This window comes from Ruminococcus sp. 210702-SL.1.03 (genome assembly GCF_020559915.1).
Lineage (GTDB): Bacteria > Bacillota > Clostridia > Oscillospirales > Ruminococcaceae > YE71.
Genome location: NZ_JAJCLZ010000011.1, coordinates 1 through 19349 on the forward strand (window position 1 = coordinate 1; position 19349 = coordinate 19349).

The 19349-nt window shown below is 50.9% G+C and carries 17 protein-coding genes, 2 tRNA genes and 1 riboswitch; of the genes, 8 read left to right on the top strand and 11 right to left on the bottom strand.

Annotation, left to right across the window (positions count from 1 at the left end; translation table 11 throughout):
* Positions 1–263: 263 nt before the first annotated feature.
* Together LI114_RS07285 and LI114_RS07290 are read right to left on the bottom strand one after the other, a co-directional pair.
* Positions 264–347: transfer RNA gene (locus LI114_RS07285), tRNA-Tyr, on the bottom strand.
* 10 nt (positions 348–357) lie between these two features.
* Positions 358–433, bottom strand: a tRNA-Thr gene (locus tag LI114_RS07290).
* 336 nt (positions 434–769) lie between these two features.
* On the opposite strand from LI114_RS07290, the gene LI114_RS07295 reads away from it, so the two are divergent.
* Positions 770–2260, top strand: a complete 1491-nt coding sequence (locus tag LI114_RS07295; RefSeq protein ID WP_227220183.1) for an L-fucose/L-arabinose isomerase family protein — start codon at positions 770–772, stop codon at positions 2258–2260.
* A 149-nt stretch (positions 2261–2409) separates the two neighbouring features.
* On the opposite strand, the gene LI114_RS07300 is transcribed toward LI114_RS07295, so the two are convergent.
* From LI114_RS07300 to LI114_RS07310, 3 genes are all read right to left on the bottom strand, one after another.
* A complete protein-coding gene (locus LI114_RS07300; RefSeq protein ID WP_022128058.1) occupies positions 2410–4770 on the bottom strand; it encodes a phosphoketolase in 2361 nt (786 codons plus the stop codon).
* A 273-nt stretch (positions 4771–5043) separates the two neighbouring features.
* The gene (locus tag LI114_RS07305; RefSeq protein WP_227220111.1) at positions 5044–5580 is read right to left on the bottom strand and encodes a nitroreductase family protein; all 537 of its coding nucleotides are present in this window, start codon (positions 5578–5580) and stop codon (positions 5044–5046) included.
* A gap of 21 nt (positions 5581–5601) precedes the next feature.
* Positions 5602–7293: a hypothetical protein gene (locus tag LI114_RS07310; RefSeq protein ID WP_227220112.1), complete on the bottom strand. Its 1692-nt coding sequence runs from the start codon at positions 7291–7293 to the stop codon at positions 5602–5604.
* Between the two features lie 186 nt (positions 7294–7479).
* Between LI114_RS07310 and LI114_RS07315 the strand changes: the two genes are divergently transcribed.
* The 7 genes from LI114_RS07315 to LI114_RS07345 all read left to right on the top strand — a co-directional run bounded on the left by LI114_RS07315 (position 7480) and on the right by LI114_RS07345 (position 13954).
* Entirely contained in the window at positions 7480–7914 is a 435-nt protein-coding gene (locus LI114_RS07315; protein WP_227220113.1) for a cupin domain-containing protein, read from the top strand.
* 18 nt (positions 7915–7932) lie between these two features.
* Complete coding sequence (locus tag LI114_RS07320; RefSeq protein WP_227220114.1) at positions 7933–8409, top strand: flavodoxin; 477 nt, start codon at positions 7933–7935, stop codon at positions 8407–8409.
* Positions 8410–8680: 271 nt separating this feature from the next.
* Complete coding sequence (locus LI114_RS07325; RefSeq protein WP_227220115.1) at positions 8681–9112, top strand: hypothetical protein; 432 nt, start codon at positions 8681–8683, stop codon at positions 9110–9112.
* Positions 9113–9184: 72 nt separating this feature from the next.
* Positions 9185–11599, top strand: coding sequence for a hypothetical protein (locus LI114_RS07330; RefSeq protein ID WP_227220116.1), 2415 nt, complete (start codon positions 9185–9187; stop codon positions 11597–11599).
* 14 nt (positions 11600–11613) lie between these two features.
* Entirely contained in the window at positions 11614–12282 is a 669-nt protein-coding gene (locus LI114_RS07335; RefSeq protein ID WP_022128052.1) for an ABC transporter ATP-binding protein, read from the top strand.
* Positions 12283–12376: 94 nt separating this feature from the next.
* Positions 12377–12634 carry a hypothetical protein gene (locus LI114_RS07340; RefSeq protein WP_227220117.1) on the top strand — a complete coding sequence of 86 codons (258 nt, stop codon included), beginning with the start codon at positions 12377–12379 and terminating at the stop codon, positions 12632–12634.
* A gap of 204 nt (positions 12635–12838) precedes the next feature.
* Complete coding sequence (locus LI114_RS07345) at positions 12839–13954, top strand: hypothetical protein (RefSeq protein WP_227220118.1); 1116 nt, start codon at positions 12839–12841, stop codon at positions 13952–13954.
* Positions 13955–13989: 35 nt separating this feature from the next.
* On the opposite strand, the gene LI114_RS07350 is transcribed toward LI114_RS07345, so the two are convergent.
* From LI114_RS07350 to thiD, 6 genes are all read right to left on the bottom strand, one after another.
* Positions 13990–14631 (bottom strand): hypothetical protein, encoded by a 642-nt coding sequence (locus tag LI114_RS07350; RefSeq protein WP_227220119.1) that lies wholly within the window; start codon positions 14629–14631, stop codon positions 13990–13992.
* Positions 14632–14973: 342 nt separating this feature from the next.
* Positions 14974–15606 (bottom strand): thiamine phosphate synthase, encoded by a 633-nt coding sequence (gene thiE / locus LI114_RS07355; protein ID WP_227220120.1) that lies wholly within the window; start codon positions 15604–15606, stop codon positions 14974–14976.
* Positions 15607–16383 carry a hydroxyethylthiazole kinase gene (gene thiM, locus LI114_RS07360; protein WP_227220121.1) on the bottom strand — a complete coding sequence of 259 codons (777 nt, stop codon included), beginning with the start codon at positions 16381–16383 and terminating at the stop codon, positions 15607–15609. It lies immediately after the preceding gene.
* A 1-nt stretch (position 16384) separates the two neighbouring features.
* Complete coding sequence (gene thiW / locus LI114_RS07365) at positions 16385–16924, bottom strand: energy coupling factor transporter S component ThiW (RefSeq protein WP_022128044.1); 540 nt, start codon at positions 16922–16924, stop codon at positions 16385–16387.
* 25 nt (positions 16925–16949) lie between these two features.
* A complete protein-coding gene (gene thiC, locus LI114_RS07370; RefSeq protein ID WP_227220122.1) occupies positions 16950–18263 on the bottom strand; it encodes a phosphomethylpyrimidine synthase ThiC in 1314 nt (437 codons plus the stop codon).
* A 22-nt stretch (positions 18264–18285) separates the two neighbouring features.
* Entirely contained in the window at positions 18286–19092 is an 807-nt protein-coding gene (thiD, locus tag LI114_RS07375) for a bifunctional hydroxymethylpyrimidine kinase/phosphomethylpyrimidine kinase (RefSeq protein ID WP_227220184.1), read from the bottom strand.
* Between the two features lie 77 nt (positions 19093–19169).
* Positions 19170–19269, bottom strand: a riboswitch (TPP riboswitch).
* Positions 19270–19349 lie beyond the last annotated feature (80 nt).

Here is a 19349-nt window from a genome sequence, read left to right on the forward strand (position 1 = left end):
ATCATCGTCACTTAAATTCGTGACAATAGACAAAACAGCCTTTAAAACTTTGTGAATTTTTTTCATAACAAAACGGCAGGCTCAGAGCAAAATCTGCTCAAAGTCTGCCGTTTTGTTTGACGATGTTTAATTGTTGAGGGTTCAGATCCTTTTTTACGAAAAAGCATCTACGGTTTTACACCTGAAATTTTCGCTCTCAAAACGCAAAAAAAGCTCGTAAATACGAGCTTTTCGAGGTGTGCATCTATTTTATTGCACAAGTATGGTGGGAGAAGATGGATTCGAACCATCGAAGCCGAAGCAACAGATTTACAGTCTGCCCCCTTTGGCCGCTCGGGAATTCTCCCATATTAAAATTGGAGCTGGTGGACGGACTTGAACCCCCGACCTGCTGATTACAAATCAGCTGCTCTACCAACTGAGCTACACCAGCGTATCGCTGACAACATGATTTATTATATCATATTTTGCATGGCTTGTCAAGAGGTTTTTTAAATTTTCTTTAGCCGTTCAAGCTCTCTCGTCTGACAGCTTAATTATTATACCACACAAAATCGCATATGTCAACACCTTTTGCGTGTTTTTTCGCACTTTTGTATACTTGCACAAAATGCAGCCGCTATAAATGTACATATGCACGAATTCCACAAAAATCAGCACTTTTTATACGCAAATTTTCGCATATGCTGACTTTTTTATATTGAAATATGGCTGATTATGTGGTATAATGACATTGATAAATTTTTTAGGAGGTTCTAAAATGAATAAATTGTCAAATATGCCAGAGATAAAGATCGCGCTCGTGGCAGTTTCCCGCGACTGCTTCCCTATGTCGCTCTCTGAAAACCGCCGCCGCGCCGTTGCCGCCGCTTTCCGCGAAAAGTACGACGCCGCTCAGCTCTACGAATGTCCCGTTGTCATTGAAAACGAAAAGGATATGCGCAGGGCGCTCGACGACATCAACGCCGCTGAGTGCAGCGCTCTCGCCGTTTACCTCGGCAACTTTGGTCCTGAAACGCCCGAAACGCTGCTCGCTAAGTACTTTGACGGCCCCGTGATGTTCGCCGCCGCCGCTGAGGACGAATGCGGCGCTGAGCTTTCTGACAACCGCGGCGATGCTTTCTGCGGTATGCTCAACGCTTCCTACAACCTCAAACTTCGCGGCGTTCGCGCTTATATTCCCGAGTACCCCGTAGGCACTGCCCCCGAGGTCGCCGATATGATCGCCGGATTTATCCCCGTTGCGCGCGCTGTCGCGGGTCTGAGAAATCTGAAACTCATCACTTTCGGCCCTCGCCCTCAGGATTTTCTTGCCTGCAACGCGCCTATAGCACGCCTTTACGACCTCGGCGTTGAGATCGAGGAAAACTCTGAGCTTGACCTTTTCGCCGCTTACAACGAGCACGCGGGCGACGAGCGCATACCTGCCGTTGTCGCCGAAATGACCGCTGAGCTTGGCGAGGGCAACAAGATGGCTGGCATTCTCCCCAAGCTCGCGCAGTACGAGATCACCCTGCTCGACTGGGCGGAACAGCACAAGGGCGACCGCAAATATGTCGCTTTCGCCAACAAATGCTGGCCCTCTTTCCAGACGCAGTTCGGCTTCGTGCCCTGCTATGTAAACGGCAGACTCGGCGCACGCGGCATTCCCGTTTCCTGCGAAGTTGATATTTACGGCGCGCTCAGCGAGTACGTTGGCCAGTGCGTTTCCGACGAGATCGTTACCCTGCTCGACATCAACAACACCGTTCCCGCCGACATCTACCGCGAGGACATCGAGGGCAAGTTCGGCTACACCCAGCGCGACACCTTCATGGGCTTCCACTGCGGCAACGGCTCGCACTGCATACTCAACAGCCCCGTGATGAAATATCAGAAGATAATGCACCGCGGACTCGAGCCGGATAAAGAGCCGGACATCACCCGCGGCACTCTCGAGGGCGACATCAAGGCGGGCGACATCACATTCTTCCGTCTGCATTCTTCCGCCGACACCAAGCTTCAGGCGTACGCCGCTCAGGGTGAGATACTCCCCGTCCGCACCCGCTCGTTCGGCACTATCGGCATATTCGGTATCAGCGAGATGGCGCGTTTTTACAGATACGTCCTCATTGAGAAGGGCTATCCGCACCACGGCGCGGTAGTTTTTGGCCACCACGGCAAAGCGCTCTTCGACGTGCTGAAATACCTCGGCGTTGAGGACAGAGCCTTCAACCGCCCCGCAGGTATGCTCTACAAGAATGAAAATCCGTTCAAGTAAATTTTAGCGAACATACAACATACAGCGCCGCCCCTCCCGAAATGAATTGGGAGGGGCGGTTTTTATATACAAAAATTCACGCCGCCTGCGATCAAACAGACGGCGTGAAATATTGTCAGCTATATCAAGCGTTCAGCCAAAAATCCAGCTTACTTGCTCCACTTCCAGTCGCGTACTTCGGGCAGATCCTGACCGTACTCGCTGATGTACTGCTTGTGAGCTACCAGCGTATCCATCATCTTCTGATAGAGGTACGAGCCCTTGTTGCCCAGCTCGGGCAGAGCCTTTATCATGTCGAGAACGAGGTGGAATCTGTCGATCTCGTTCTGTACTCTCATGTCGAACGGAGTGGTGATAGTTCCCTCTTCGTTGTAGCCGCAAACAAAGAGGTTGCGGTTCTCGCGGTGATACAGCAGCTCGTGTATCAGCGTTGGATAGCCGTGGAACGCGAAGATTATCGGCTTGTCCTTGGTGAACAGCGCGTTGAAATCAGCGTCGCTCAGACCGTGCGGGTGAGCGCTCTGCGGCTGAAGCTTAAAGAGGTCTACTACGTTTATAAATCTGATCTTTACCTGCGGCAGGTGCTCGCGCATGATGGTAACAGCCGCCAGGCACTCCAGAGTAGGAGTATCGCCGCAGCAGGCGAGTACAACGTCAGGCTCTTCGCCCTGGTCGTTGGAAGCCCACTCCCATATGCCTATACCCTGTGTGCAGTGCTTTACAGCCTGCTCCATAGTCAGCCACTGGGGACGGGGGTGCTTAGAAGTTACCATTACGTTTACATAGTTCTTAGAACGTATGCAGTGGTCGAAGCAGGAGAGCAGGCAGTTAGTATCAGGCGGCAGATACATTCTTACAACGTCTGCCTTCTTGTTGGCAACGTGGTCGAGGAAGCCGGGGTCCTGATGAGTAAAGCCGTTGTGGTCCTGCTGCCATACGTTAGAGGAAAGTATGTAGTTGAGCGAAGCGATCTTCTGACGCCAAGGCAGCTCAGAAGTTACTTTCAGCCACTTAGCGTGCTGCGAGAACATAGAGTCTACTATTCTGATGAATGCTTCGTAGCTTGCGAAGAAGCCGTGGCGGCCTGTGAGCAGGTAGCCCTCGAGCCAGCCTTCGCACATATGCTCGGAAAGCATAGAGTCCATAACTCTTCCGTCGTTAGCGAGGAATTCGTCGCTGTCGTAAGCTTCGGCGTTCCAGTCGCGGTTGGTTTCCTCAAAAACCTTGCCCAGTCTGTTGGACATAGTTTCGTCAGGTCCGAATATACGGAAGTTTCTCTGCTCCTTATTGAGCTTGAAAATATCGCGTACAAATCCGCCAAGCTCTATCATATCCTGCGCTTCAACGCTGCCGGGAACGGGAACATCTATCGCGTAGTTCTTAAAGTCGGGAAGTCTGAGGTCGCGCAGCAGCTTGCCGCCGTTCGCGTGGGGGTTAGCGCCCATTCTGTGGTCGCCAACGGGTGCCAGCTCTTCCAGCTCGGGGATAAGTCTGCCGTTTTCGTCAAACAGCTCTTCGGGCTTGTAGCTCTTGAGCCATTTTTCCAGCAGCTCAAGGTGATCGGGCTGCTCCATGGTGATGGGCACCTGATGTGCGCGGAAGCTGTTTTCTATCTGCTTGCCGTCTACGACCTTAGGGCCTGTCCAGCCCTTAGGAGAACGGAAGACGATCATAGGCCACATAGGTCTTTCCTTAACGCCGTCCTCGCGCGCAGCTTTCTGTATAGCCTTGATCTCTTCGATAACGGTATCGAGAGTTTCAGCCATCAGCTTGTGCATGGTCTTGGGGTCGTCGCCCTCTACGAAATAAGGCTTCCAGCCGCAGCCCTCGAAGAATTTCCGGATCTCGTCATGCGAAATTCTCGAGAAGATGGTGGGGTTGGAGATCTTGTAGCCGTTGAGGTGGAGTATGGGCAGAACAGCACCGTCGGTGGCGGGGTTCAGGAATTTGTTAGAGTGCCATGCGGTAGCGAGAGGGCCTGTTTCAGCCTCGCCGTCGCCTACTACGCAGGTGGTTATCATTCCGGGGTTATCGAAAACCGAGCCGAAAGCGTGCGCCAGCGAATAACCGAGCTCGCCGCCCTCATTGATAGAGCCGGGAGTTTCAGGCGCAACGTGAGAAGATATTCCGCCCGGGAAAGAGAACTGCTTGAAAAGCTTCTTCATACCCTCTGCATCGCGTGAGATGTTTGGGTAAACTTCGGAGTAAGAGCCTTCGAGGTAGGTGTTGGCCACCATGAAGTTTCCTCCGTGGCCGGGGCCGGAGATGTAGATCATATCAAGATCATACTTCTTGATAACTCTGTTGAGGTGAACGTAGATAAAGTTCTGTCCGGGAACAGTACCCCAGTGACCTACTATCTTTTTCTTGATGTGGTCAGTGGTGAGGGGTTCGCGGAGCAGGGGGTTATCCAGCAGGTAAAGCTGACCTGCGGAAAGGTAGTTTGCAGCGCGCCAGTAGGCGTCCATTTTCTCCAGAAGTTCAGGAGAAATATTGCAAGTATCTGACATAAAAGCCCTCCATTACATAAAAATTGAAAGCGGTAAACGTTTTCATATATCATCATTATATCACAATAATCCCGCCGTTTCAAGAAAAGAATTTGAAAATAACCGATTATTTTATACTGTATGCTGTATTTTTCATGCGGTATATGGATATTTACATATCACATTTCTTAATCACATACCGCGTATGCGGCATATCCGAACACAAAAAGCCGGCAGGCAGACCGCAAATCCTCGGCACTCCCCGTCGGCTAAGCTATTGACATTTTGTGCAGCTTAGAAGAACTTTGCCACGTCCTCCAGCGCTCTTCTTTTAGGTCTTATCGGCTGCTCATCAGGCGCGCCTACGGCTATTACCGATACGACAGTTTCGCTCTCGGGAATGTCCAGCAGACCGCGAATTTTCTCGCCGTCACGAATGCCCATTATCAGCGTGCCAAGCCCAAGCTCCGCCGCTTTGAGCACAAGTATCTCGTTGTTCAGACCCAGATCGTAAAAGCCCCAGCCGTTGCCGACCTCGTTGTCGGGGTTGCCCTCTTTGTCAAAACCCGCGCGTGTGTGCACGAACGTAGTCACAATAAGTACTGCATTTTCAGCACGTTCGCGGTTAAACCCCGGCAGGCACTCCTCGCGCAGCTTGTTGCAAATGTCCTCGCTCACAAGGCAGTAAAAGCGCGCCGTCTGCGAATTTTTCCACGAAGGTGCTTCCTGCGCCGCGGCTATCAGCTCACCTATCTGCTCCCTTGTCGGTCTGCCCTCAGCGGTGTATTTTCTCACGCTTCTTCTGCTTTCTATCAGCTTTTGAAATTCCATTTTTAAGCACTCCTTTGTTGATCATATATCCGATCGCCGCACATCTTCGGCGGTCTGTACTGTTGATGTTTTGTGCACATCTCGCCTGCTGTAAACATCTATACGCTGGTGAAAAATGCGCTGCGGACCCAAGTTCGCGGAAACGTAAAAGGTCTTCGGCACAATGCCCTCGCCCATGATGAACGGCCCGCAAAAGTAGCGGTCAGCCGCCCCGTAGCAGACCGCCGCTGCCACGACTTCGTCGCATTTCAGCTTGAATCCCGCGATGCAGGGCGGCAGATACATGATATTTTCGGGCGAATTCGGGTCGCCGCCATACCGCGCGGGAAGCTGTTCGACCGCCACAAGCCCCGCCGCCAGCGCCTTTTCGGGCGTGTCGATCTCGTCGGGGTCGATGCCGCTAAGCTGTTTTATCGTGCGGTATTTCAGATCAGTCCGCCGCGCCCACGGCGACATTTCCGGATCATCAAGCTTAGAAAAGTAAATTATTTCACCGCCGCGAACCGCCACACGCGCATCTTCGCCCTCGATGACGTAAGCCGTTTCGTCCCCGTATGGCGTGTAAATGCAGAGACCTCGCGGCTTCGGAGGTTCGCCAAAGACCGCCGTATCCGCCGCCATCCGCGCCAGCTTTTCCGAATCGCGGATCTCCTCCACACAGCGCTTCACATATTCCGCCGAAACGCCCTCACCGGCAAAGATAGTGACGTTCGCATCAAACGTTTGCCAGTAAAAATTCGGCATAGGCTCAAATTCGTTCCAAAGACAGATCATCTCCGCCTTCTTTTTGTACTCGTCAAATTCGCTGTCGAGCTGTTTTTTCAGACGTTCGTAGCGCGCCCACGAGAATTCAGCGCAAAAGATCGGCTCGCCGTGCAGGTCTGCGTCGGTGAAAAAGTCGCTGAACCAGCCGCGGCTTTCGTAGCCCTGCGAGTTGTTTGAAATGCGGCAGTCGTAATAAAAAGCAGCAAAATTAAGCATTTCGTCGTTCAGATCGGCGGCGTTAAGCTGCTTATTCGGCTGAGAAAGCAGCAGTTCAGCGGGGTCGGCGGTGCGATTTTTGACATTTTCTACAAGCTTGGCGTTGCCCTCGTCAACCATAAAATGCTCGCTGTAACCGCCTTTTTCAGCCAGCCACACCATAAAATAGACAATCGGCATGGCGGCGTAACGCATTATCTGCGTGTGCTGACCCTCGCGCGGCTTGCTGTTTGGCGAGATGCCGTTCAGTTTGAAATATTCGCGCTCTGCCATAGGGAAATAGCCTGCCGCGCTGTCGCCGATGAAGCCAAAGCCCGCCGTGCCGCCCGAAAAAGCGCTTTTCATACTGTTTGTGCTTTTGAAAAGCCACACCGCGAGCAACATCAGCAGCGCGCCGAGCGACCAAAAGCAGACCGCCGCCTGAGGTATATCCCATGTAACATACAGCCCGCCAAAAAATATGCAGAAAAGCGATGTCTTGATCATAAAGCCAATAGCTATCGGTCTGCGCTTTCCCTTATTGCACCAGCGCCATATCATCAGATCTACCGCAGCAAGAGTTATGGAGTGGCAGACGAGCACCGAACCCGCGCCTATATCCTCTGCCTTGTACATTTTGTTTTCAAAAAACATCTGCATAAGCGTTGCCGCAAGCACCATGTACGCTCCGTCGAGCATAAGACAAATGCTCTGCACTGCCGTTTGGTATCTGCGGCGCTTGGTTTTTGCCATTTTGTTTTCCCCCTATACCTTTATAATATATATGCTTATTATAATACGTCGGCGAAAAGTTGTCAATAGTTGTCGGCAGATCATACAAATCATGTACTTGATTTTCGTGCAGATTGCCCTCTTGACTTGCAGCACGCTCCAAGTTGTATAATATATTCAGAGAATAAATTAAGGAGGTGATTTCAGATGAAATACCAGAAGAGGAGAGATTTTGAAGATGCAAATATGTTCGGTACGGGCGAGCCAAACACCGCTTACGCCAAATTTTTCGTGGGCGATTCGTTCCTCAACCCACTGACCGACCCCAAGGGCGTGCTTTTCGCGGCGAACGTAACGTTTGAACCCGGCTGCCGCAACAATTGGCATATCCACCATTCTGACAAGGGCGGCGGACAGCTTCTGCTCTGCACGGCGGGCGAGGGCTGGTATCAGGAAGAGGGCAAGCCCGCGGTCAGCCTTACGCCGGGCAGTGTGGTAATGATACCTTCAAATGTCAAGCATTGGCACGGAGCGAAGTCTGACAGCTGGTTCAGCCACATTGCGGTAGAAGTTCCGGGCGAAAATTGCAGCAACGAATGGTGCGAGCCTGTATCCGATGAAGTTTACAACATTTTAAAATAATTACAGGAGGTAACAGCAATGAGCAAAGCGATCGTTACATATTTTTCCGCAAGCGGAGTTACGGCTAAGGCGGCAATGCAGCTTGCCGACGCGCTGGGCTGCGGCGTTTACGAGATCGTGCCGAAAGTGCCCTACACCGATGAGGATCTCAACTGGATGAATTCCAAGTCGCGCTCCAGTTTGGAGATGAAGGGCGGCGCGGATCACCCCGAGCTTGCCGACACCGCGGCGGATTTTTCCGCATACGACACCGTTTTCGTGGGCTTCCCGATATGGTGGTACGTTGCGCCGACTATCATAAATCGTTTTTTGGAAGCTTATGACTTTTCGGGCAAGAAGATAATACTTTTCGCGACCTCGGGCGGCAGCGGATTTGGCAAGACGGCAGCCGCTCTGAAAAAGAGCGCCCCCGCCGCTGAAATTGTCCAGGGCAAGCTGCTCAACGGCATGAGCGCCGCCGAGATAAAGGCTTGGGCGGATAGTCTGGGCATTTAAAACAGGGCAAAAACACTGCAAAATATAGCATTTAGCCGCTGAGGGTATCAGCGGCTTTTTTTGTAGAAAATGTATGAGTAAAGTTGTGCATTGTTACAAAATTATGGTCTAATTTATAGAATATTATTGACAAAGCTTTATGTTCGTGTTATAATCAAATATAGTAGCAGAGGAAAATTATTCAATACTTTCCCTGCTACATACAAAAAAGGCATGTGGTTTCACGAGTGTCATTTATATGCATTAAAAAATCAATAGGAGGGATTTCATTATGAGATCTATTAAAAGAAAACTAGCCGCCTTCGGTGCAGCCGCTGTTATGCTCGCCGCAGGCACAACCATGAGCGCCAGCGCTGTAACGCAAGAGAAATCGTATCAAGTAACAAATGATTATCTTAATTCTTTGCAGAGTTACTATTACGACTCCACAAATAATAAGGTTACGGTCAGAAACCTTACTATTTGTAGAAAAAATAATTACACTGCAATTTTTTCAGCCTGCGAAATTAGAAATCCAAACGGCCTTACATACGTTAACGGAGCAGACTTCAAGCCTGAGGCAGACAAAGGTACTATCGCAGTAGCAGAAACTTCAAGAAGCGGCAAGCCCAGCGAGTACCGCGCTTATTACCGTTCATTTGTAAGAGATGAAAATGGCGATAATAGGGGTGAAATAAGAAAAACCAGACCAATTGCATTCTAATCGACTTTAAATGCGCACGCTTTATAAGTGTGCGCATTTATAATACTTTTTCACAGAAAGGAGAAAACAAATATGCTTTTCAAGATCATGCGCAACTTGTTTAAAGAAAATAAGATGCTCACGATTTTTATGATATTAACATCATGTATGACTGCGCTGGTAGGCTGTTTTATTTACGGCGTTTATGAAAATTACCGTATAAATTTGCTTGAGGGAACAAATGAATCCACCACGGTAACAATTGAAGCAAATGACTGGAGCGGCTGGATGACTTCACGCAAAGACCTGCTGACATATGATACCGGTGACGAAAACCTTAACCGGCTTTTTCGTTACAATAACTTCAGCACCCTTACTAAGGGCGATATAATGAAAGTAGTAGAGCAAATTCCAGAAGATATGTATGATGATATTGATCAGATACAATGTGAGGCTACATTAGAAAATGATCTGACGGGGCTTGCTTTTTTTGATTTTTATTTCAGATTGACGAAAGACGGATTCGTAAACACTTTGAATGAAGATACAGCATACGGAATATCTGATAAAGAATATAACGATGGCGACAGACATATCGTACTTACCGAAGATTTTTTTGACGAAAATATCGGTGTTTCCACAGGGACCTTGTCCTATGATGGGGAAATGGCAAGAACTCTTAAAGGCTTGGGAGATACGGTTAAGATCGCAGGAGTAGATTTTGAAGTAACTCAGATAATACCAAAAGAATGTTGGTACAGCATACCGCTTACCGCTTTGCCTGATGATACATATATGAGAAGCGAATTCTATATCGTATTCAAAAGCCCCGTAACATACTCGCAGTACACCACCATAAAAAATATAGTAGACGGCAGTATTTCTCAAGACGCACACGTTGCCGATATGGACCTTTCCGCCGCCTCAGATCTGGCGTATTACAAGACCATAATTTACATTACTGCCGCGGTAGCGCTGCTTTTCGCAGTAAACCTCGCGGTACTGCATAAGTACGTTATCGAGTGCAATAAGCGCAGGATAACGGTCTTCCGCGTTTGCGGTGCCTGCCGCGGCAGGTGCGTTTCGCTCTTCCTCGGTGAAGCCCTCGCGGTGATCTCGCCCGTTTTCGCCCTTTCGCTTTTTGCTTTCCATAAATTGCTGTATCAGCGCATGGTACAGATTTTCCCGAACGCTATAGATTGCCTTAACATTCAGCGCTACGCCGCAATTTTCGTGGCTTACACGCTTGTTTCGGCGGCGGTGCTCTTCTTTATGCTGCTGAAAAATATCAGCGCAAAGCTCAATTTCACCCAGTCGCGCAGCTCTTCGCTAAAGCTCGGCAAAAAAGCGGGACTTATGAATTTGCTGATATCCCTGCAGCTGGCCGTAGTTTTCGCGCTGGTGATAATAATGATGTCGGCTATAAAAGACCGCACTGTTTACTATTCGCAGTTTAAAGAGCCGCTCTCGAAAAACGGCGTGATAGTTATATCCGAAGCTGACAATCCCAATATGCGGTACAAGGAAGACATACTGAAAAATCTCGATAAAGCTACCGACGTTACCGGCGGCAAAGCAAACATGATAGGCGTTCACAAAAAGTCCGGCGACCAATGGACGTATATGTCTTACTTCCCCGATGATAAGATGAAAGAGCTTCCCCCCTACCTCAAAGAAGGCAGCCTTCCCGACCCCAAGAGCAAGATACCGCAGGTTCTCGTAAGCGATAATTTCGGCTATAAGGTCGGCGATAAACTAAAAGCCACCGACTGGGACGGCGTAGATTTTGAGATAGAGATATGCGGTATACTGGAGAACAACCAGCGTCTTTACGGCACGGGCGGATATAATGTATTTTATAATTACGATGATGATTACCGCGATTTCTATTATATGTATAACGAGCAGGGCCGCGGCGAGGAATTTTTCGTAACTACCGAGGGTCAGATGGCAAAGGTCGGTTCAAAGGGCAGCTACGCTTTCAACAGCAAGCTGATAATAAATTACCCCGAGGGCGCTTACACCATCAAAGAGATAGAAGACCTCGCCCCGCAGGTAGGCTTCCAGATCTACGGCTACACGAACAAATACTACAAAGCCAGCGAAAGCTTCGTCCACAAAGAGCTTTACACCCTCTCGCCCATCGCGATAAGCATACTGATAATCACTCTCTTCACCGCCGTTATCACCACTATGATAACCACCCTCCGCAATCTGCGCAATTACGCGATACTGTATCTCTGCGGAGCAACATGGCGGCGCTGCTCGGTGCTCAATTTCCTAAACTACCTCTCGATAGTAGGCGTTACGATAGTGGCCGACGCGATATTCTTCATCGCGGGCAAAAACACCATCTTGAAAGGCACGGTAATAAAGGTCGGCTGGGACAACATAGGCGTATGCGCGATAATACTCGCGCTCTTCCTGCTGCTCTCGCTGATAGTACCGCTGCTGGTAGTAAGAAACAAGCAGCCGCGCGACGTGCTGAAAACCGAATTCAGAAACTGAGAGGAGAATGAGAAATGATAAAGCTGAACAACATTGTAAAGATATATAATCCGAAAAAAGCCAACGAATTTGAAGCGCTGCACGGCGTTTCCTGCGAGATAGCCGACGGCGAAATGATAGCGATAATCGGCAAATCAGGCGCAGGCAAATCTACCCTGCTGCATATTTTAGCCTGCATAGATAATTATCAGAGCGGCGAGTACATCATAGACGATACGCTGGTAAAAGACCTTTCCGAGCGCAAATATGCGCGTATCCGCAACGAAAAGATCGGTATGGTGATGCAGGATTTCGCGCTGGTAGAAGATTTCACCGCGCTGGAAAACGTGCTGATACCGCTGAATTTCTCAAAGAAAAAGGTGAAGGGCAAGAAAGAAAAAGCCCTCGCCGCGCTGAAAGCGGTAGGCATGGAAGAGTACGCGAAAAAGCCTTGCAACAAACTCTCGGGCGGTCAGAAGCAGCGCGTTGCCATCGCCCGCGCGATAGTAAACGAGCCGAGCATGATACTCGCCGACGAACCGACGGGCGCGCTCGACACCAAAACTTCTGCCGAAGTAATGGCGCTTTTCAAATCGCTCAACGAGCAGGGCAGAACGGTGATAATAGTTACCCACGACCCCAAAGTCGCCGAAAAGTGCGACCGAATAATAGAGATCTCAGACGGAATGATAGTCAGCGCGTAATCTAATTTTTGCGCATTCCCTCCTCATCCCTCTTGACTTTTCACAAAGAATATGATACAATATAGAAAAATGAAATCAAGAGGGAGCGCAAAAAATGAATAAAGAGCAAAGAAATCCGCTGTACATCATTCTAACGTACATAACGCTGTTCGTCGGCGTATACATAGTCCTGCTGGGCATACTGGCGTATATGCGGTTCGGGCTGGATACTAAAATGAGCAACGAATTCTTCTTCAAACTGCCATTTTATGTAGATATTGGAACAACGGCAGTCATATTCGTTGTAAGACTATATATGTACTGGATAACGCCGTTTTTCAAACACATAAAAAAGTCCCTAACGGGCAAATAATGCTAACGTGATACCCATAATATAGAAAAAAGCTTTGCGGTCAGGCGATTTTCCGCAGAGCTTTTTTCATTTTATCGCACATTTTGTGTTGATTTTTTTAATATAGTATGATATAATTATACTGTGATATATGAAATAAACTTACTGTAAATATGAACCAATGGTATAAATACAATTACCCTTGTATTTTGAAAGGAGAAAATTATGCCACATTCATCAGGCGGCGGCTCGCACGGAGGAGGCTCTCACGGCGGTTCGCACCATTCGAGCGGCTCGCGCGGCGGATCTCCGCGCAGGGTGCGCAGTTCATACTTCCCCGGCGCACGCAGATTTTGCTATTACAGCCATCACCGACCGGTCTACGTCTACGCCGACCACGATATAACTAAACCTTTCACGCCCGCAAATCTGATAATGATTCTCTTTTACATCCCCTTTTTCATAGGGATATTCTCGATGTTTGGCAGCGCGGTGCACCACCCGAAAAAGCTTGCGGATAATTATGACACAAGCATTGTCATTCAAGACGAGCTGGGCGTTATCGACAACAAAGCGATGCTTCAGGAAACGCTCGGACAGTTTTACCATAAAACAGGCGTTACGCCCGCCGTTGTCACCGTTACTAATGACGAGTGGATTGGTAAATATGACGATCTGGAAAACTTTGCATATGACAAATACGTCAACCTCTTTGACGATGAGAAGCACTGGCTGATAGTTTATTCACAGCCCGCGGGCACGGCGGCTGTCGGCAGGTCAGATGATTTCGTCGACTGGTACTGGGAGGGTATGCAGGGCGACGACACCGACAATATCATAACCGAGAAAAAAGCGGACGTTTTTACCAATAATCTGCATAAATACCTCACTGCACGCAGCCGATACAGCGTCGGCATGGCGGTCAACACGGCTTTCAACGACATCACCCCGTCCATCATGGACACTGAGATAATTTGGGGAGAGATATTCATGGGGCTGGGCATGCTGGCATTTATTGCCCTGCACATGTGCATAATGCTGGGACTGACGCCGAAAGCGCGCAAGTACCGCAAGGCGACAGAGATACCGCAGACCGCGAAAGAGGACACCTGCGAATACTGCGGCGGCGTGTACGTCATCGGCACCTGCATAAAATGCCCGCACTGCGGCGCGCCGATAAAGCCGCACGAATTTACTCCCCCGCCGAACGGCATGAACGGCATGGGCGCTGTGAATGGTATGAACGGCACGAACACAAGCGGCATGAACGGCGCGGGGTTTGATTTCAGCGACTCCGCAAAATACACGAACCAAAATCAAAACGGCGGATATTTCAGATAAAAAATGGGACAGACTTGCGGGTCTGTCCCTTGTTTTTACCAGTAAAGTATCTCGGAAATAGTCGCGAAATCGTCGCCGCTGAGGTTGTAATACTGATCGTTTATCTTAATGTTGCTTGCCGTGCCGGGTTTGAGGTACACGCTGTACTCCGCGCCATCGATGGTCATGGTGAAATTCGGGTGGACGCCGCCCTTGTAAAACTCAAAGGTTTCGGGGTCGATAGTTTCGCCGCCGTCGACCGCCGCTTTCACGATATTCGCGACCGTCTGAATGTCCGCATCGTCGTTCACATAGTGCACGCAAGGCGGCAGGTCGGGATTTTTACAGCCGCCCTCATCGACCTCGAGCGCGTTTTCGTTTGTCTTTTCGGCGCTCATGTGCGGGTTGTCAGAGGTTTCCACTTCGGCGGCGCTTTCGTCCGCGGCGCTTTCCGCGCTGTCTGCGGCTTCTGAACTGTCTGCCGATTCCGAACTTTCATCAGCCGTGCTTTCTTCCGCTTCGGAACTGTCTGCCGTGCTCTCCGCTTCCGAAGAGTCCGCCTGCGTTTCATCACTGCTCTCGTCCGAAACGACCGAGCTATCGGCGGCGAGTTGGTCGGCGGATTCGTCAACGCTTCCGCAAGCTGTCAGCGCAAGGGCTGTTGCGGCTAGAAATGCTAAGATGTTTCTTTTGTTCATGATGTAGCCCTCCTAATCTTATATTTTTTTCATTATACCATATATTTCATTGCTTGTCAATATAAATATATTAAACCAACGTCTATACTTAACAAACGCCAAAAATAGGCGTATAATTAAAAATAGCGATGAATCAAAGAGTTTTTAAAAGAAGAGTTAGGAAAGAAAGGAAGAATATGAAAGTAAGAGTGCCCATGTACTTCATCGAGCTGTTCATCATGACCATCGGAAGCCGCAAACTGATACAAAAACGGACAGGGCTTTCAGCGAACCCTGTCCGATATTTTTCGTGGTGAATTTACTTATTTTTACTTTTTTGCAAATTAAAGTAATCTCGCACACTCAGAATTTCTTCATGATCTCGCGCATTTCAGCCGCCGCGCCCTCGGGGTCGGGGTCGGCGATGATGTCTGAGATCACTGCCGCGCCGTTCACGCCCATGCCCGCAAATTCAAGCACATTCGCGCGCTTCACGCCGCCGATAATCACGATAGGTATTTCCACCGCCGCGCGTATCGCGGCAAGATTTTCCTTAGTATTGGCAGGCGCGCCCATTTTTGTAGACGTTGCGAACATCGCGCCAACGCCGATGTAGTCCGCGCCATCGCGCTCGGCGGCTTGCGCAAGCTCCACCGTCGGGGCGGTAATGCCGATGATCTTGTCATCGCCGAGCAGCTTTCGCGCCACTGCGCATGGCAGGTCGCTCTGACCCAGATGCACGCCCGCCGCGTCTACCGCAAGCGCGATGTCGAGCCTGTCGTCGATTATTAGCGGAGCATTGTACCTGTCTGTAACAGTTTTAACACGCTTTGCCAGCTCGTAAAGTTCTCGCGAACCCGCGTTCTTCTCGCGAAGCTGAATCACCGTCGCGCCGCCGCGAAGCACCGCCTCCACCGACTGCTCTACCGTTTTGCTGGACATCAGCCCGCTGTCGGTACATATATATAAGGTATAGTCAATATCCATTTTTGCCATTTATTTCACACTTTCGATCTCTATACATCTGCGTATCTCGTTCTCGCCGACTTCCGAAAGCCCATCGTACAGCTTTGTGCGGAAGGTTTGCAGAGCATTTCCGCTCTTCTCTTCCGCGATCACGCCGCAGGTCTTCATGAGCGCCGCCGCCGTGATACACGCCGTCAGCCGATCGGCGGCCGAGAGAAACGCCGCCGTCAGCGCGCCTGTAACGCACCCCGTGCCCGTGACCTTCGTCAGCTTCGCCGTGCCGCCGTGCAGAATGCAGCTGTTAAACCCGTCCGAAATGTAGTCATCACTGCCCGTTATCATCACAGCAGAGTCAAGCTTGCAGGCGATCTTTTGGCACATCTCGAGGGGCGATCCGGCTTTGACTTTTGCCAGACACGCCACCGTGTACGCTTCCGAAAGATTGCATTTTATCACAGACGGACAGCGGCTGGGCACGATCTCCTGAAAGCACTTCTGACGATAACCGCTCGCGCTCAGCCCGACCGGATCGAGCACGAACGGTATGCCGATCTCCAGCGCAGCTTCGGCGGAGTTCTTGAAAGCCTCGTAATGTTCCTCGGAAAAAGTTCCCATATTAAGCAGCAATGCCCGCGATCGTCTTGTTATATCTCCGCACTCATTCGGGCAGTCAGCCATCACAGGCGTTGCGCCCACCGCGAGCAGTGCGTTTGCCGAGTCCGTCGCCGCGACGTAATTCGTAATGCAGTGCACTATCGCTCCGGACTTGCGAGTTACTTCCAATGTTTGCATTATTCGGCTTATCATATCATGCTCCACGTCCGTCAGCGCCCTCCAGCGTGGCAGCAAAACGCCGCAGTACGCCGCTTTTTTCAAGCGCCGCCATAAGCACGAAAGCTATCACCGCGCCGCCCAGACTCGAGATGAAAAACGGCAGTACCAGCCCAAAGACCGCCGCTTGCTTGCCCATTACAAATTTCGCAATTGGGTAGGCGGTCAGCGCACCGAGTATAGATGTGCCGAAAAGCTCGCCCAGCGCGGCAAGCACCGTCAGCGGCTTCACCTTTTTGTAAAGCAGACCCGCCAGCAGTGCGCCGAATATCGAGCCTGGGAAAGCCAGCAGCGTGCCCGTGCCGAGCAGATTTCGTATCAGCGCACAGCAAAAGCCCACGCCCGCCGCGTACCATGGCCCGAGCAGCACGCCGCTCACCACGTTCACAAAAGCCTGCGCGGGGCAGCAGCGCGAAGCGCCGATGGGGAAATTCACAGCCGAAGCCGCTACCCCAACCGCCACCAGCATCGCCGCCGTGCATAGCTTTTTCAGATTTATGCTTTTAACGCCGTTCATTTGTAATTCCTTCTTTTAGCAGATATTACTTTTCAGAGCAGAATTTAACTTCCTTGCCCTCGAGTATCATATTGGTAGTTCTTACCGCGCACATTTTTCCGCACATCGAGCAGGTGTGGCGGTCAGCGGGAGGGGTCTGCTCAAAGAAGCGCTTAGCCTTTTCGCCGTCCAGCGCTACCTCAAACATCTTGTCCCAGTCCATAACGTGGCGCGCCTCAGCCATTTCGTTGTCCCTGTCCATAGCGTGGGGGATACCCTTTGCGATGTCGGCAGCGTGCGCGGCTATGCGGCTCGCGATGATGCCCTCCTTAACGTCGTCAGCGTCGGGCAGGCGCAGGTGCTCAGCGGGAGTAACGTAGCAGAGGAAGTCCGCTCCGCTTGCCGCCGCGATAGCTCCGCCGATAGCCGATGTGATGTGGTCGTAGCCGGGCGCAATGTCGGTAACCAGAGGACCGAGAACGTAGAAAGGCGCGTTGTGGCAGATGGTCTTCTGTATCTTCATGTTCGCCGCGATCTGATCCATAGGCATATGTCCCGGGCCTTCTACCATTACCTGAACGTCCTTTTCCCATGCGCGCTTGGTAAGGTTGCCCAGCTCGATAAGCTCAGAGATCTGACCCGCGTCGCTCGCGTCAGCAAGACAGCCGGGGCGCAGAGCGTCGCCGAGCGAGATGGTAACGTCGTACTCGCGCAGTATCTCAAGAACCTCGTCGTAATGCTCAAAGAAGGGGTTTTCGTTGCCCGTCATCATCATCCATGCAAAAAGCAGCGAGCCTCCGCGGGAAACGATGTTCATTTTTCTGCCCTCGCGGCGGAAAGCCTCTACTGCGCGGCGGTTGATGCCCGCATGTATGGTCATGAAGTCAACGCCCTCTTCCGCGTGCGCGCGTACTACTCGCAGAAAGTCCTCAGCCGTGATCTCGAGCAGATCTTTATCGAGATAGCCGATAGCGTCGTACATCGGAACAGTGCCGATCATAGCGGGCGATTTCGCGATAAGCTCGGTGCGGAACTTGTTGGTCTTGCCGTAGTTGGAAAGATCCATTATCGCCTCAGCGCCGAAGCTGATAGCCATATCTACTTTTCTCATTTCGAGGTCGTAGTCCTTAGCGTCGCCCGAGATGCCGAGGTTTACGTTTATCTTGGTGCGCATACCCTTGCCTATGCCCTCAGCCGAAAGCGCGGTGTGGTTCACGTTTGCGGGAATGCAGACCTCGCCGGTAGCCACCAGCGCGCGTATCTCTTCGGGGGTACGGTACTCTTTCTTGGCTACAGTTTCCATTTCGGGAGTGATCATGCCTTTCTTGGCTGCTTCCATCTGCGTCTTATAATTTCTCATAGCTAAAAATTCCTTTCGTTTATCAAATTATACCTTTTATAATATAGTAATCAAAAAAGTGGTTTGTAGGACCGTGACCCTTGCCGACGTTCAGCTTGTCGGCGTTCGCGATCGCGCCCGAGATATACTCTTTTGCCTGCGCGACTGCTGTCGGCGTGTCAGCGCCCTTTGCCAAACAAGCGGCTATCGCGGAGGACAGCGTACAACCCGTGCCGTGGGTGTTTTTGGTATCCACGCGCGGCGCGGTAAATTCCTGCCTGCCGTTCTCGTTATACAGCACGTCTACCGCGGCGCCGTCGGCATGGCCGCCTTTTATCAGCAGCGCCTTAGCCCCGCTGCGCATTATCACCTCAGCGGCGGCGTCGAAATCCGTGATGCTCTCTACCCGCAGACCCGAAAGCGCGGAAGCCTCGGGCATATTCGGCGTTACAACGTCCGCGAGCGGGAAAATACAGTCCCTCAGCGCGGCAGCCGTGCCCTCGCCGCTTAGCGAGTCGCCGCTGGTAGCCACCATAACGGGGTCGCAGACTACGAATTTCGGCTGATACTGCCGCAGCTTTTCGCTGACAAGCTTGATTATCTCAACGCTCGGCAGCATACCCAGCTTGACGGCGGCGACCTCGACGTCTTCAAAAACAGCGTCTATCTGGTCGGCGATGACGGCGGTATCCACATTTTGTATCGAGATGACGCGCTGAGTGTTTTCCGCAACGACGGACGTAACGGCGCTCATGCCGAATGTGCCGAGAGCCGAAAAAGCTTTCAGGTCAGCCTGTATGCCCGCCCCGCCCGAGCAGTCAGAGCCGGCTATCGAAAGACAATTTTTCACCATAATTTACACCTCCGCAAAAAAGGCCCTCCGCGGTAAGCGAAAAGCCTGTAAAGTCTGTAAAATTACTGTGTAAAAAAACAGCCGACTTTGCTTCCTACCACGGTATTGACCGACAGGTTCAAAGGGTCAGGCAGCGCCTTCTCAACCGCAAAAGCAGTTCCCCTGCAAATCTATTCTATTATATTGTAACACGCCGTGCGCGCTGTGTCAAGAGGGCAAATGTTAATATTTGTTGGCGGGCGCAGCACTGCAAT

Coding starts and splice junctions, on each gene's coding strand:
- LI114_RS07300 (WP_022128058.1), bottom strand. CDS start 4,770: ATGTCAGATACTTGCAATATTTCTCCTGAACTTCTGGAGAAAATGGAC.
- LI114_RS07305 (WP_227220111.1), bottom strand. CDS start 5,580: ATGGAATTTCAAAAGCTGATAGAAAGCAGAAGAAGCGTGAGAAAATAC.
- LI114_RS07310 (WP_227220112.1), bottom strand. CDS start 7,293: ATGGCAAAAACCAAGCGCCGCAGATACCAAACGGCAGTGCAGAGCATT.
- LI114_RS07315 (WP_227220113.1), top strand. CDS start 7,480: ATGAAATACCAGAAGAGGAGAGATTTTGAAGATGCAAATATGTTCGGT.
- LI114_RS07320 (WP_227220114.1), top strand. CDS start 7,933: ATGAGCAAAGCGATCGTTACATATTTTTCCGCAAGCGGAGTTACGGCT.
- LI114_RS07325 (WP_227220115.1), top strand. CDS start 8,681: ATGAGATCTATTAAAAGAAAACTAGCCGCCTTCGGTGCAGCCGCTGTT.
- LI114_RS07330 (WP_227220116.1), top strand. CDS start 9,185: ATGCTTTTCAAGATCATGCGCAACTTGTTTAAAGAAAATAAGATGCTC.
- LI114_RS07335 (WP_022128052.1), top strand. CDS start 11,614: ATGATAAAGCTGAACAACATTGTAAAGATATATAATCCGAAAAAAGCC.
- LI114_RS07340 (WP_227220117.1), top strand. CDS start 12,377: ATGAATAAAGAGCAAAGAAATCCGCTGTACATCATTCTAACGTACATA.
- LI114_RS07345 (WP_227220118.1), top strand. CDS start 12,839: ATGCCACATTCATCAGGCGGCGGCTCGCACGGAGGAGGCTCTCACGGC.
- LI114_RS07350 (WP_227220119.1), bottom strand. CDS start 14,631: ATGAACAAAAGAAACATCTTAGCATTTCTAGCCGCAACAGCCCTTGCG.
- thiE (WP_227220120.1), bottom strand. CDS start 15,606: ATGGCAAAAATGGATATTGACTATACCTTATATATATGTACCGACAGC.
- thiM (WP_227220121.1), bottom strand. CDS start 16,383: ATGATAAGCCGAATAATGCAAACATTGGAAGTAACTCGCAAGTCCGGA.
- thiW (WP_022128044.1), bottom strand. CDS start 16,924: ATGAACGGCGTTAAAAGCATAAATCTGAAAAAGCTATGCACGGCGGCG.
- thiC (WP_227220122.1), bottom strand. CDS start 18,263: ATGAGAAATTATAAGACGCAGATGGAAGCAGCCAAGAAAGGCATGATC.